11 protein-coding genes and 2 tRNA genes are annotated in these 14,576 nt (G+C 51.4%); all 13 read right to left on the reverse strand.

The genetic code is table 11. The features are described from left to right. Positions 1–147 precede the first annotated feature (147 nt). The 13 genes from pnp to ftsH all read right to left on the reverse strand — a co-directional run bounded on the left by pnp (position 148) and on the right by ftsH (position 14,556). Positions 148–2,271, reverse strand: a complete 2,124-nt coding sequence (gene pnp, locus PTW35_RS14715; protein WP_281025628.1) for a polyribonucleotide nucleotidyltransferase — start codon at positions 2,269–2,271, stop codon at positions 148–150. 243 nt (positions 2,272–2,514) lie between these two features. After that, a complete protein-coding gene (gene rpsO / locus PTW35_RS14720) occupies positions 2,515–2,784 on the reverse strand; it encodes a 30S ribosomal protein S15 (RefSeq protein WP_005369538.1) in 270 nt (89 codons plus the stop codon). A gap of 362 nt (positions 2,785–3,146) precedes the next feature. Continuing rightward, a complete protein-coding gene (truB, locus tag PTW35_RS14725; RefSeq protein WP_281025629.1) occupies positions 3,147–4,097 on the reverse strand; it encodes a tRNA pseudouridine(55) synthase TruB in 951 nt (316 codons plus the stop codon). 3 nt (positions 4,098–4,100) lie between these two features. Further along, a complete protein-coding gene (gene rbfA / locus PTW35_RS14730) occupies positions 4,101–4,499 on the reverse strand; it encodes a 30S ribosome-binding factor RbfA (RefSeq protein ID WP_281025630.1) in 399 nt (132 codons plus the stop codon). Between the two features lie 97 nt (positions 4,500–4,596). Continuing rightward, on the reverse strand, positions 4,597–7,356 hold the full coding sequence (infB, locus tag PTW35_RS14735; protein ID WP_281025631.1) for a translation initiation factor IF-2: 2,760 nt from the start codon (positions 7,354–7,356) through the stop codon (positions 4,597–4,599). A gap of 25 nt (positions 7,357–7,381) precedes the next feature. After that, positions 7,382–8,869: a transcription termination factor NusA gene (gene nusA / locus PTW35_RS14740; RefSeq protein WP_281025632.1), complete on the reverse strand. Its 1,488-nt coding sequence runs from the start codon at positions 8,867–8,869 to the stop codon at positions 7,382–7,384. Positions 8,870–8,891: 22 nt separating this feature from the next. Beyond that, complete coding sequence (gene rimP, locus PTW35_RS14745; RefSeq protein WP_044624172.1) at positions 8,892–9,347, reverse strand: ribosome maturation factor RimP; 456 nt, start codon at positions 9,345–9,347, stop codon at positions 8,892–8,894. Positions 9,348–9,524: 177 nt separating this feature from the next. Then, positions 9,525–9,601 (reverse strand) — tRNA-Met (locus PTW35_RS14750). A 57-nt stretch (positions 9,602–9,658) separates the two neighbouring features. After that, a tRNA-Leu gene (locus tag PTW35_RS14755) sits at positions 9,659–9,743 on the reverse strand. Positions 9,744–9,755: 12 nt separating this feature from the next. Next, positions 9,756–10,088 carry a preprotein translocase subunit SecG gene (gene secG, locus PTW35_RS14760; protein ID WP_281025633.1) on the reverse strand — a complete coding sequence of 111 codons (333 nt, stop codon included), beginning with the start codon at positions 10,086–10,088 and terminating at the stop codon, positions 9,756–9,758. A gap of 197 nt (positions 10,089–10,285) precedes the next feature. Next, positions 10,286–11,623, reverse strand: a complete 1,338-nt coding sequence (gene glmM / locus PTW35_RS14765) for a phosphoglucosamine mutase (RefSeq protein ID WP_281025634.1) — start codon at positions 11,621–11,623, stop codon at positions 10,286–10,288. Between the two features lie 43 nt (positions 11,624–11,666). After that, complete coding sequence (gene folP, locus PTW35_RS14770; RefSeq protein WP_281025635.1) at positions 11,667–12,506, reverse strand: dihydropteroate synthase; 840 nt, start codon at positions 12,504–12,506, stop codon at positions 11,667–11,669. A gap of 73 nt (positions 12,507–12,579) precedes the next feature. After that, positions 12,580–14,556, reverse strand: a complete 1,977-nt coding sequence (ftsH, locus tag PTW35_RS14775) for an ATP-dependent zinc metalloprotease FtsH (RefSeq protein ID WP_281025636.1) — start codon at positions 14,554–14,556, stop codon at positions 12,580–12,582. Positions 14,557–14,576 lie beyond the last annotated feature (20 nt).

Raw genomic sequence — 14,576 nt, forward strand, 5'->3', positions numbered from 1 at the left:
CTACCTCTAGCATATACCATCGTAGCCCATTAGAGACGCAACCGCGTTCTCCTGACCGATTATTGCGAGGGATTTTCCGGTGAGCTCTAAATATAATAAAAAAAGGGGCTGAATAGCCCCTTTATATCATGCTTTTAGCAAAAAGCCTTATGCTTCTGGCTTCTCTTCAGCAGCCGGTGCTGGGTTCAGCTCAGCTTGTGCTTCTTTCATGCTCAGGCGGATACGGCCCTGACGGTCGATTTCCAGTACCTTAACCTGAACTTCCTGGCCCATCTCAAGGTGATCAGCCACTTTCTCGATACGCTCTTGAGAGATCTGAGAAATATGAACAAGACCTTCTTTCGAACCGATAACCGATACGAAGGCACCGAAGTCAACGATACGCATAACTTTACCGGTGTAGATACGGCCAACTTCAACATCAGCGGTGATCTCTTCGATACGGCGGATAGCTTCTTTCGCAGCTGTACCTTCGGTTGCCGCGATCTTCACTGTACCGTCGTCTTCGATTTCGATAGTCGTGCCAGTTTCTTCCGTTAGTGCACGGATAACTGCGCCACCCTTACCGATAACATCTTTGATCTTCTCTGGGTTGATCTTCATCGTGTGGATACGAGGAGCGAACTCAGAAATCTCTTCGCGAGGCGCGTTGATAGCCTGATCCATCACGCTAAGGATGTGCGTACGCGCACCTTTCGCTTGGTTCAGAGCAATCTGCATGATTTCTTTAGTGATACCTTCGATCTTGATATCCATCTGCAGTGCAGTGATGCCGTCTTCAGTACCCGCTACTTTGAAGTCCATGTCACCAAGGTGGTCTTCGTCACCCAGGATGTCAGACAGAACAACAAAGTCATCGCCTTCTTTCACAAGACCCATTGCGATACCCGCAACAGATGCTTTGATTGGCACACCTGCGTCCATAAGCGCAAGAGACGTACCACATACAGAAGCCATTGAAGAAGAACCGTTAGATTCAGTGATTTCCGATACCACACGTACTGTGTATGGGAACTCGTCAACAGAAGGCATTACGGCAGCGATACCACGCTTAGCCAGTTTACCGTGGCCGATTTCACGACGCTTAGGCGAACCTACAAAGCCAGTCTCACCCACACAGTATGGAGGGAAGTTGTAGTGCAGCAGGAAGTGATCTTTACGCTCGCCAGTTAGCTCGTCGATGATCTGTGCATCGCGCTGCGTACCCAGAGTCGCAGTTACTAGAGCCTGAGTTTCACCACGGGTGAACAGAGAAGAACCGTGGGTACGTGGAAGTACGCCAGTGCGTACGTCAAGCGCACGAACCATGTCTTTCTCACGGCCGTCGATACGTGGGTTGCCCGCGATGATGCGGCTACGTACAACGTTCTTCTCTAGAGAACCTAGCATGCCGCGGATTTCGCGCTCGTCTAGTGTCTCGTCTTGGGCAAGAAGCGCTTCAACCGCTTCGTTCTTGATAACACCTACTTGCTCGTAACGCGCCATCTTTTCAGTGATCTGGTAAGCGTCAGTCAAGCGAGCTTCTGCAAGCTCAGCAACACGGGCTTTCAGCTCAGTGTTAACCACTGGTGCTTCCCACTCCCAAGCTGGAGTTGCAACTTCAGCCGCGAACTCGTTGATCGCATTGATAACAACCTGCTGCTGATCGTGACCGAAAACAACAGCTTGTAGCATCTGCTCTTCAGATAGGCGGTCAGCTTCTGACTCAACCATCAGTACAGCGCTCTCAGTACCCGCAACTACTAGGTCTAGCTTGCTATCTTCTAGCTCAGTGTTGCTTGGGTTCAGTACCAACTGATCGTTGATGTAACCTACACGTGCAGCACCGATTGGGCCGTTGAACGGGATACCAGAAATCGCAAGCGCAGCAGATGTACCGATCATAGTAACGATGTCAGGCTGAACGTCTGGGTTCACAGAAACCACAGTCGCGATAACCTGTACTTCGTTTTTGAATGCATCTGGGAATAGCGGACGGATTGGACGGTCAATCAGACGGGCTGTCAGAGTTTCGCCTTCAGATGGACGGCCTTCACGCTTGAAGAAACCACCTGGGATTTTACCTGCAGCGTAAGTACGCTCCTGGTAGTTCACCGTTAGCGGGAAGAAATCTTGGCCTTCAACAGCTTCTTTCTTACCAACAACAGAAACGAATACAGATGTATCGTCCATGCTAACCATAACAGCAGCGGTCGCCTGACGCGCCATAACACCAGTTTCAAGGGTAACCGTGTGGTTACCGTACTGGAAAGTCTTTACGATAGGATTCACGTGAATTTCCTTAAATTTATTCCGCTTTCTATTTGCGCCGTTAAGTATATCTGACACAAGGAAAAGCGTCATGTGATGAAAGGCAATTTACAGCAATTTCACGTATCGCGACTAATGATAATTCTCAATAATCGAAGAACTGTCATTAGCCGCGACCTCTAGGTCGACGAAAACGACTCGTGAATTGTGATGAATTACCGGAAAAAAGAAAGGAGCCATAAGGCTCCTTTCTCAAAAGCAATCTTAGCGACGTAGGCCTAGACGCTTGATTAGGTCTTGGTAGCGATCTAGGTTCTTACCTTTTAGGTAGTCTAGAAGCTTACGACGACGAGAAACCATGCGTAGAAGACCGCGACGGCTGTGGTGGTCGTGTTTGTGGTTAGCAAAGTGACCTTGAAGGTGGTTGATTTGTGCTGTTAGCAAAGCAACCTGAACTTCAGGAGAACCAGTGTCGTTTTCGCACTGCGCGTATTCAGCAACGATTGCTGCTTTAGTTTCTGCATTCAGAGACATAACTCATTCCTAATACAAAGATGTTTCTAATTTGTGCCAGCCAATCTCTGATTCAGCCGACACCCGAGCCGCGGATTATACGTGGAGCGCAAAATAACTACAAGAAAATTTATTGGGAAGAGCGGTGCTGTGGTGCTGTGGTGCTGTGGTGCTGTGGTGCTGTGGTGCTGTGGTGCTGTGGTGCTGTGGTGCTGTACAAGTTTTCTTAAGGGGCTATTTTAGTCAAGCATTCTAAATTCACTTTCACACGTCAAACTCCCTATCTATTTGAATGTCCTAGACGCAAATCCATAGGACCATAGAACCTTTTCTTAAAAACAAAAATCCCCAGCACTTGGCTGGGGATTTTAGAGCAGTATCCGTTACTGAGCTGTTTGCTCGTTAACTACCACACGCTTTGGCGCTAGCATGCCTTCGCGGTCGATAACACCGACACCGATGAACTCACGCTCTTCGCCGACGGTAATGCGTACCTGGGTCCCTTCGGCAGGAACACGGCCGGCGTTGACCGGGTTACCATTGCGTACATAGATGGCGATCTGCGGGATGATATTCACTTCCGGCAGATCCTGTACGGCGGTATCCATTGGCAGCAGCAACGGATCAAGCAGTTCCGACGGGGCAATATCCTGGCCCTTGGCTTGATCCAGCAGCGCTTCCAGTTGCTCAATCGTCACCATGCGCTCAACCGGGTAGTTGGATACCCCGGTACGGCGTAGGTAAGTGACGTGGGCGCCGCAACCTAGCATCTCGCCCAGATCATCAACGATAGTCCGGATGTAGGTGCCTTTCGACACATGCAGCTCCATTTCCACTTCATTATTGCTAAAGCGCAGCAGCTCAACCGAGTACACCGTGATCTTGCGCGATTCACGCGGCACTTCAATCCCCTCGCGGGCATATTCGTACAGCTTACGGCCCTGGTATTTCAGTGCCGAGTACATCGACGGGATCTGGTCGGTGGTACCGCGGAACTTGGCAATACAACGCTCCAGCTGGCCACGATCGACTTTCACTTCGCGGGTCTGTACCACTTCACCGTCGGAGTCCGAGGTATCGGTACGCTCGCCCAGCTTGGCTATCACTCGGTAGCGCTTGTCCGAATCCAGCAGGAACTGGGAGAACTTGGTCGCTTCACCAAAGCAAATCGGCAGCATGCCCGTCGCTAAAGGATCCAAGGCACCGGTATGGCCGGCTTTCTGGGCAAAGAAGATACGCTTTACTTTCTGCAGCGTATCATTCGAGCTGATCCCGGTCGGCTTATCCACCAAGATAACACCATCAATAGGACGGCCCTTACGACGACGTGCCATGGATTACTCCTCGTCTTCTGCCTGCGGCTCATCGCCACGGCGCTCTTCATCATCACGGACAGCTTGAGACACTAGGTTGGAGATACGCATACCTTCAGTTAGTGACTTGTCAAAGATGAAGTTTAGCTCAGGTGTCACGCGCAGACGGATCTGCTTACCCAACAGCGAGCGGATGTACGGTGCCATCTCGCGCAGTGCTTCCAGGCTGCCTTCCGGGGTCTGCTCGCCTACGGTCAGGAAGGTGACATAGACTTTGGCGTAACCCATATCGCGGGAAACATCGACACTTGAAATGGTGGCCATGCCAATACGCGAGTCTTTGATCTCACGCTGCAGGATCACAGCTAGCTCTTTTTGCAGCTGCTGAGCAACACGCTGGGTGCGGCTAAATTCTTTAGACATTCATTGCCTCTCTTAGAGAAAGCTCTCTTGAAACAATGGGGAGCCGAAGCTCCCCATGGATTATATGTATATATTAGAACAGCTTAGACCTTGAAAATTAGTCAAGGGTACGCTGAACTTCGATGATTTCGTAAACTTCGATCTGGTCACCGACGCGAACATCGTTGTAGTTCTTAACGCCGATACCACACTCGTAGCCGTTCTTAACTTCTTGAACGTCGTCTTTGAAGCGGCGTAGTGACTCTAGCTCACCTTCGTAGATAACCACGTTGTCGCGCAGTACGCGGATTGGGTTGTTACGCTTGATGATACCTTCAGTAACCATACAACCTGCGATAGCACCGATCTTAGGCGACTTGAACACATCACGTACTTCAGCCAGACCAATGATCTCCTGCTTGAATTCAGGAGACAGCATACCGCCCATCGCTGCTTTCACTTCATCAATCAGCTGGTAGATGATTGAGTAGTAACGCAGGTCAAGGTTCTCGGTCTCGATAGTACGGCGCGCAGATGCATCAGCACGAACGTTGAAGCCAAGGATGATAGCGTTAGACGCAGCAGCCAGTACGGCGTCAGTTTCGGTGATACCACCCACACCAGAACCAACGATGTTCACTTTAACTTCGTCAGTCGATAGCTTACGTAGTGAGTCAGCAATCGCTTCTACAGAACCCTGTACGTCAGCTTTCAGTACTACGTTAAGCTCAGCAACTTCACCGGCAGCCATGTTAGAGAACATGTTTTCCAGTTTCGCTTTCTGCTGGCGAGCCAGTTTAACATCACGGAATTTACCTTGACGGTAAAGCGCAACTTCACGGGCTTTACGCTCGTCACGAACAACTGTCGCTTCATCACCTGAAGAAGGCACACCAGAAAGACCTAGGATCTCAACTGGGATAGAAGGACCAGCAGACTCGATTTCTTTACCAAGCTCGTCGCGCATAGCACGAACACGGCCGTGCTCAAGGCCACAAAGAACGATGTCGCCCTTGCGCAGCGTACCTTCCTGAACTAGGACTGTCGCAACAGGACCGCGGCCCTTGTCTAGGCGAGATTCAACAACCACACCTTTCGCCATGCCTTCTGCAACGGCTGTCAGCTCAAGAACTTCAGCCTGAAGCAGGATAGACTCAAGAAGACCGTCGATGTTAGTACCCTGTTTCGCAGAGATGTGAACGAAGATGTTCTCACCGCCCCACTCTTCAGGAATAACGTCGTACTGAGCTAGCTCGTTCTTAACATTGTCTGGGTTAGCATCTTCTTTATCGATCTTGTTCACAGCAACAATCAGAGGCACGCCTGCCGCTTTCGCGTGCTGGATCGCTTCGATTGTCTGTGGCATCACGCCATCGTCCGCTGCAACAACAAGAACAACGATATCTGTCGCCTGAGCACCACGAGCACGCATTGCGGTAAACGCGGCGTGTCCCGGAGTATCAAGGAAGGTGATCATACCGTTTTCAGTTTCAACGTGGTATGCACCGATGTGCTGGGTAATACCACCTGCTTCGCCCGCTGCAACGTGTGCTTTACGGATGTAGTCAAGGGTAGAAGTCTTACCGTGGTCAACGTGACCCATGATGGTTACAACCGGCGCACGAGGAACAACAGCTAGGTTCTCATCGCGGTCAGACAGTACCGCTTCTTCCAGCTCGTTTTCTTTACGCAGGATAACTTTGTGACCCATTTCTTCTGCTACTAGCGCAGCAGTTTCCTGGTCGATAACCTGGTTGATGGTTGCCATTGCACCCATCTTCATCATCACCTTGATAACTTCAACGCCTTTTACCGACATCTTGTTAGCAAGTTCAGACACAACGATAGTCTCGCCGATCACTACGTCTTGCTTAGCAACGGTTGCTGTTTTGTCGAAGCCGTGCTGCATTGACGTAGGCTTAGCCATCTGCGGCTTGCCGCGGCCACGCTGATTGCGACCACCGCGAGCATTTGCATTACGGTCGTCTTGCTTAGCACCCGCTTTCTTCTTCTTGCGACGGCGACCGCCTTCTTCTTTACGGTCTTGTTCGTCTTCCGCTGCGCGAGCGTAGCTAGACGTCGTAGTATGGTAGTCTGTTTTATCCATATTACCTTTTTCCTGGTCAGCTTTTGACCAGTTCTTTTCATTCATTTCTGCCATTTTGCGTGCCTCTTCTAGCTGACGCTGACTCTCTTCTTCGGCTTTACGCTTGGCTTCCTCTTCCCGGCGACGTTGTAGCGCCTCAGCTTCTTTCTTAGCCTGGTCGTCAGCGGCGGCGCGTTTCGCTTTATCTTCAGCCAAACGCTTGTCCTCTGCTTCACGCTTCAGCTTGTCCTCTGCATCGCGCTTCGCATTCTGTTCTGCATTTTGCTTAGCTTGTTCTTCAGCTAAGCGCTTTTCTTCAGCAGCACGCTTAGCAGCTTCTTCCGCCTCGCGTTTTGCCAGCTCTTCTGCTTCACGCTTGGCAGCTTCTTCGGCTGCTCGCTGAGCGGCTTGTTCCGCTTCACGCTGGGCTGCTTCTTCAGCCTGGCGTTTTGCTTCTTCCGCGGCACGCTGTTCTTCTTCAAGCGCAGAACGCTTTACGTAGGTGCGCTTTTTGCGCACTTCTACCTGAACACTTTTATTTTTGCCACCCGAGCCCGAAACACTCAGCGTGCTTCGGGTCTTACGTTGCAAAGTAAGGCGTGTAGGAGCCTCGCCAGATGTACTATCGCCACCGTGTTCTTTCTTCAGGTGGGCCAATAGACTCTGTTTTTCTTGTTGGCTTACGCTATCTTCAGCTTTCTTGCTGATACCAGCATCGGCAAACTGTTGAAGCAAACGGTCAATCTGCGTGCCGATTTCCTCGGCAAGTGCTTTAACTGTAACCTCTGACATGCTGCTCCTCCCTTGCGATTAAATATTATGCTTCGTCACTGAACCAGCAAATGTTACGAGCAGCCATGATCAGCTCGCCCGCTCTTGCTTCATCGATACCGTCGATATCTGTTAGATCGTCAGTACCCTGATCAGCAAGATCTTCTAGCGTCGCAACGCCTTTCGCGGCCAGTTTGAATGCAAGCTCACGCTCCAAGCCTTCCAGACCCAGTAGGTCTTCTGCCGGCTCAACACCGTCAAAAGATTCTTCCTGAGCAAGGGCTAGCGTGGTAAGCGCTTCTTTCGCACGGTTACGCAGCTCTTCAACGGTGTCTTCGTCCAGACCTTCTACCGCCATCAGTTCGGCTACTGGTACGTAGGCGATCTCTTCTAGCGTGGTGAAGCCTTCTTCAACCAGTACAGTGGCGAAGTCTTCGTCGATATCAAGGTGCTTAGTGAACACTTCAATAGACTCTTGGGCTTCTTCCTGGTGTTTCTTCTGAAGATCTTCAACCGTCATTACGTTCAGTTCCCAGCCAGTCAGCTGAGACGCTAGGCGAACGTTCTGACCACTACGGCCGATTGCCTGAGCAAGGTTGTCCTTCTCAACAGCAATGTCCATCGTGTGGTTGTCTTCATCAACGATGATAGAGCTAACTTCTGCCGGAGCCATCGCGTTGATCACGTACTGGGCTGGGTTCTCGTCCCACAGTACGATATCGATACGCTCGCCACCTAGCTCGCCAGATACGGCTTGTACACGTGCACCACGCATACCTACACATGCACCCACAGGGTCAATGCGTTTGTCGTTAGTCTTAACGGCGATCTTGGCACGAGAGCCTGGATCACGGGCTGCACCCATCAGTTCAATCATCTCTTCGCCGATTTCCGGCACTTCGATGCGGAATAGCTCTGACAGCATTTCAGGCTTAGAGCGAGTCATGAACAATTGGAAACCACGTGCTTCTGGCGCTACTTTGTACAGAAGGCCACGAACACGGTCACCCGGGCGGAAGTTTTCACGTGGCAACTGGTCGTCACGCTGGATAACAGCTTCTGCATTGTTACCAAGGTCAATGATAACAGCATCGCGGTTAACTTTCTTTACTACACCGGTGATTAGCTCACCTTCGTTGTCAATAAATTGCTCAACGATTTGTGCACGCTCAGCTTCACGAACTTTCTGAACGATAACCTGCTTGGCCGTTTGAGTCGTGATACGGTCAAACGTTACCGACTCGATCTGCTCTTCGACGTAATCATCAAGGTTGATCGTTTCGTCGTCGTACTGCGCTGCTTCCAGAGTGATCTCCAGAGTCGGCTGAGTCACTTCCTCAACCGCTTTCCAGCGACGGAAAGTTTCGAACTCACCGGTCTTGCGGTCGATCGCTACGCGTACGTCGATTTCCGCTTCGTATTTTTTCTTCGTTGCTGTTGCCAGTGCGATCTCAAGTGCTTCAAAGATGCGCTCACGAGGTACAGCTTTTTCGTTGGATACCGCTTCAACGACAGCCAAGATTTCTTTGTTCATTTCTAATGCCCCAATTTAGCGGTTAGAATTTTGGAACCAGGTTGGCCTTGGAAATATTGCTCAGTGCAAATGTTTCTTCATTGCCATCAACATTTAATGTGACAAGCTCGCCGTCAACGGCAACGATATCACCTTTCCACTTACGACGGTTGCCCATCGCCATTTTCAACACCAGGCTGACCTCGTGGCCAATAAACTGTTGGTAATGTGCGGCTTTAAATAGCGGCCTTTCTAGACCAGGGGAAGAGACCTCCAGGTTATAGGCAACAGTGATTGGATCTTCAACATCCATCACCGCGCTGATCTGGCGGCTAACTTCGGCACAATCTTCAACGGTGATCCCGTTTTCGTGATCGATAAATACACGCAGTGTTGAGTGTTCGCCTGCACGGATAAATTCCAGACCGACAAGTTCATAGCCTGTGGCCGTTACCGGCGCCTCAAGCAGTTCGGTCAATTGCATCTCTAAAGCTGTCAAGACAACCCCCCGGAAACAAAAAAAGGGCTATAAAGCCCAGTAGATACCTGAATGGTCATGTTTCAGATAATAAAAAACCCCGAATTACGGGGTTTAATATCACTGGACCCTGATACCACAGCATATCGCTGTGATAGAAAAAACAACCTTACTAAGAATAGCTGTTTTTTCGGAAAGTGGTTGCGGGGGCCGGATTTGAACCGACGACCTTCGGGTTATGAGCCCGACGAGCTACCAAGCTGCTCCACCCCGCGTCCGTAATCTGACGGCGATTATATCGCCCAGACATCACTCTTTCAAGTGAGTAATAATGGTGCCGAGAAGGGGACTTGAACCCCTACACCTTGCGGCACTAGCACCTCATGCTAGCGTGTCTACCAATTTCACCATCTCGGCTAAATTCTTTTTTTACTCAGGAATGTCACTATTTACCGGTGCATTCTGAGTTGGCTCAACAACTTGCTCAGTCGCTGGAGCGCTTAGGTTTTCCCAACCACTGGTTTCGTGCGCCTTCTTGGTACTCATGTTGCCAAGCACTAGGCTGATGACGAAAAAGATGGTCGCGAAAATCGCGGTCATTCGGGTCAAAAAGTTTCCAGAGCCGCTCGCGCCGAACAGGGTACCTGATGCGCCAGCCCCAAATGAAGCTCCCATATCTGCGCCTTTACCTTGTTGAACCAAAACTAGGCCAATAACACCAAGCGCAGCCAACAGATAAATCACAAGTAGAATTTCGTACATGGGTTCCACCTATGGTTAAATTGTTGTGCCGGCTTTGCTTTAGCAGTGCCAGCGCACCCCTTCCACTAGGAGCGGGATGAATACTAGCGAAAGCTCTCTTCACTGACAAGTAAAATTTCTCCGAAAACTCTGTTTCTTGAATCACTTGTCGAAGAATTAGGCAAAACCGACACCAGTTAGTCGAATTTAGCGCACACTTAGCAGCTTTGTTTCACTGCCTCGGCAATGTACAGGGCCGATTCCTTGACCAGCTCCGCATCTTCGCCTTCCACCATTACGCGGATCAGCGGCTCAGTGCCGGATTTACGCAGCAGTACGCGCCCCTTATCACCTAGTTTAGCTTCAACGGCAGCCGCAGCTGACAAAACAGCCTCTGATTCCAGCGGATTGGAATCGCCGGCAAACCGAACATTCTCGAGTACTTGCGGGTACATCGTCATGCCATCAGCCAGCTCCTTGAGTGACATCTTGCTACCGACCATTGATGCCATCACCTGAAGGCCAGCGACAATACCGTCACCGGTGGTCACTTTATCAAGCAAAATGACATGGCCCGAGTTCTCGGCACCGATCAGCCAGTCGTGCTTCTTCAGCTCTTCCATTACGTAGCGATCGCCTACTTTCGCGCGAACAAACGGGATCCCCAGGTTCTTCAGGGCATTTTCCATCCCCAGATTGGTCATCAGCGTACCGACCACACCGCCTTTCAGCTCGCCGCGGCGCAGGGCATCACGGGCAATGATATAGGCAATTTGATCGCCATCGACCTTGTTGCCCTCTTCATCGACCATGATCACCCGATCGCCGTCACCGTCCAGCGCAATACCGAAATGGGCTTTCTCTTCCAGTACCTTCGCCTGCAGCGCCGCCACATCGGTCGCACCGACCTTGTCGTTGATATTGGTACCGTTCGGCTCGCAGCCCATAGTGATCACCTCGGCACCCAGCTCTTTGAACACATTAGGGGCGATGTGGTAGGTCGCGCCGTGGGCACAGTCAACCACGATCTTATACCCGGCCAAGTCATACTGGCTTGGGAACGTACCTTTGCAGAACTCGATATACCGGCCAGCCGCGTCATTAATGCGATATGCCTTGCCGAGCATGGCAGACTCAACGCACGTCAGCGGCTTGTCCAGCTCGGCTTCAATGGCAAGTTCAACCTCGTCCGGCAGCTTGGTACCTTCCGATGAGAAGAATTTGATCCCGTTATCGTAGTAAGGGTTGTGCGACGCCGAGATCACAATCCCGGCTTCCGCGCGGAAAGTGCGGGTCAGGTAGGCGACGGCCGGCGTCGGCATCGGGCCGGTGAATGCCGCCTGCAAGCCAGCGGCAGCCAACCCCGCTTCAAGTGCCGATTCCAGCATGTAGCCGGAAATGCGGGTATCCTTACCTATGATAACTTTCTTGGTACCCTGCTGTGACAAGATACGTCCTGCAGCCCAGCCCAATTTCAAGACAAAATCCGGGGTAATTGGACCTTTGCCCACAAAACCACGTACCCCATCGGTACCAAAATACTTGCGTTCAGCCATTCTCTGCTCCTAGCAATCTATATAATTACAACCTTACCTGACTTCATTTATCCCGGTACTGGGACATGGTCATTTCGCACACTTTCAGCACATCAACCGTTTCTTTCGCATCATGGACCCGGATGATCTGGGCCCCTTTCATGGCAGCGATAGCGGCGCAGGCAAGGCTACCAGCCAGGCAATCGGCCGGTTGTTTATCTAATAATTTGAACACCATCGATTTTCTCGACATGCCAACCAACAAGGGAAGGCCAAAGCGGTGGAATTCATCAAGGTGAGCCAGCAATTGGTAGTTGTGCTCGAGGGTTTTACCAAACCCATACCCCGGGTCGAGCAATAACTGCTCCCGGGGGATCCCCACCTGCTCGCAGGCATGAATTCTTTCAGCCAAAAAGTCACCGACATCGGCGATGACATCTTGGTATGTCGGCTGGTGCTGCATTGTACGTGGTTGCCCTTGCATATGCATTATACAAATCGGCACCCCGGCATCCGCAGCCACCTGCAGTGCCCCCGGCTCCTGCAAAGCTCGGACATCGTTAATCAAATCCGCCCCAGCCGCAACGGCCTCGCGCATTACCGCAGCCTTGCTGGTATCAATCGATATCCAGCAGTCGAAGCGCTGGCGCAGCGCTTCAATCACCGGTACCACTCGGTCGAGTTCCTGCGCCAGCGAGACGTCATCCGCCCCAGGGCGGGTAGATTCACCACCGATATCCAAAATAGACGTGCCCGCTGACAACATCTCCTCGGCATGACGCAAGGCGGCATCCAGCTGGTTAAATCGACCACCATCGGAAAAAGAATCAGGGGTGACATTCAAGATCCCCATGGTATGGGGACGGGAAAGATCTAGCGTCTTGGTTTTGCTCTTGAGGATCAAATTTACCGCTCCTGGGTCTTTTATATAAAAAAACCCCGAACCTAGGCCGGGGTTTTTGCTTATCGATTAATGATTAAGCCTGTGGCTTGTCATCTTCTTTGTTCTGCACTGGCTGTGCTTCAGGCGCTTGCTCAGGCTGCGTTTCTGCTTTTGGTTCAGCAGGTGCTTCCTGTTGCTCGCTCTGCTGCTCTGGAGCAGCGTCACTGGCTTTCAGGGTATCTTTTTCGTCACCCCAGCCTTTCGGTGCACGGATTTCAGTCTTGCGTTCCATCAAGTCGTCAATCTGGCCAGCATCGATGGTCTCGTACTTCATCAGCGCATCTTTCATCGCGTGCATGATATCCATATTCTGCTCAAGGATTTCACGCGCACGCTCATAGTTGCGGTCGATGATAGCGCGAACTTCGTTGTCGATAAGCTTCGCTGTGTCGTCAGACATATGCTTGCTCTGCGTCACCGAACGGCCAAGGAAAACCTCGCCTTCGTCTTCCGCATACAGCAACGGACCCAATTTCTCAGAGAAGCCCCACTGGGTCACCATCTTGCGGGCAATATCAGTGGCTCGCTCGATATCGTTCGATGCACCGGTCGAGACCTTATTCACACCGTAGATCAGCTCTTCAGCCAAACGACCGCCGTACAGGCTTGAAATCATTGACTCCAAGAACTCACGCGAGTGGCTGACACGGTCTTGCTCAGGCAAGTACATGGTCACACCCAATGCGCGACCGCGCGGAATGATAGAGACCTTGTACACAGGATCGTGATCCGGCACCAAGCGACCAATGATGGCATGGCCCGCTTCATGGTAAGCCGTCGACTCTTTCTGCTCATCGGTCATTACCATCGACTTGCGCTCGGCACCCATCATGATCTTATCTTTGGCCAGTTCGAACTCCACCATAGATACGGTTCGCTTGTTGCCGCGAGCAGCAAACAAAGCAGCTTCGTTAACCAGGTTGGCCAGATCCGCCCCCGAGAAGCCAGGAGTACCACGTGCGATAAGCTCAGGCTTCACATCACCGTCTAGCGGTACTTTGCGCATGTGCACTTTCAGGATTTGCTCACGGCCACGTACGTCCGGCAAGCCAACCACTACCTGGCGGTCGAAACGACCAGGACGCAATAGCGCAGGGTCCAGTACGTCAGGACGGTTGGTCGCGGCGATAACAATGATACCTTCGTTACCTTCAAAACCATCCATCTCAACCAGCATCTGGTTCAAGGTCTGCTCACGCTCATCGTGACCACCACCCACACCGGCACCACGCTGGCGACCGACGGCATCGATCTCATCGATAAAGATGATACAAGGCGCGGCTTTTTTCGCCTGCTCGAACATGTCACGGACACGGGATGCCCCCACACCGACGAACATTTCCACGAAATCAGAACCAGAGATCGTAAAGAACGGTACTTTCGCTTCACCGGCAATGGCTTTCGCCAGCAAGGTTTTACCCGTACCTGGAGGACCGACCATCAACACACCGGTCGGGATCTTACCGCCCAGTTTCTGGAAACGGCTCGGGTCACGCAGGTAATCCACCAGCTCTTTCACATCTTCCTTCGCCTCGTCACACCCGGCAACGTCATTGAAGGTGGTTTTGATCTGGTCTTCGCTCATCATGCGGGCCTTAGACTTACCGAACGACATGGCACCTTTGCCACCGCCGCCCTGCATTTGGCGCATGAAGAAGATCCAGACACCGATGAGCAACAGCATCGGGAACCAGGAGATAAAGATTGAGGCCAGTAGGCTTGGCTCCTCAGGCGGAGTACCCATGACCTTTACGTTAGCGTTAATCAGATCGTCTAACAGCTTTTGGTCGTTAACGACAGGCAGATAAGTGACGTATCGCGTGTTATCACGTTTGAATACGGTAATCTCACGATCATTGAATCGCACTTCCCTTATCTGATCCTGACCGATTTCACGGACAAAGGTTGTATAGTCGACTTGACGGCCAGCACTATCACCGGGACCGAAGCTCTGGAATACAGACATCAGAACCACAGCGATGACCAACCACAAAATCAAGTTTTTTGCCATGTCACTCAAGGTGTTAACCC

The organism is Photobacterium sp. DA100 (assembly GCF_029223585.1).
Lineage (GTDB): Bacteria > Pseudomonadota > Gammaproteobacteria > Enterobacterales > Vibrionaceae > Photobacterium.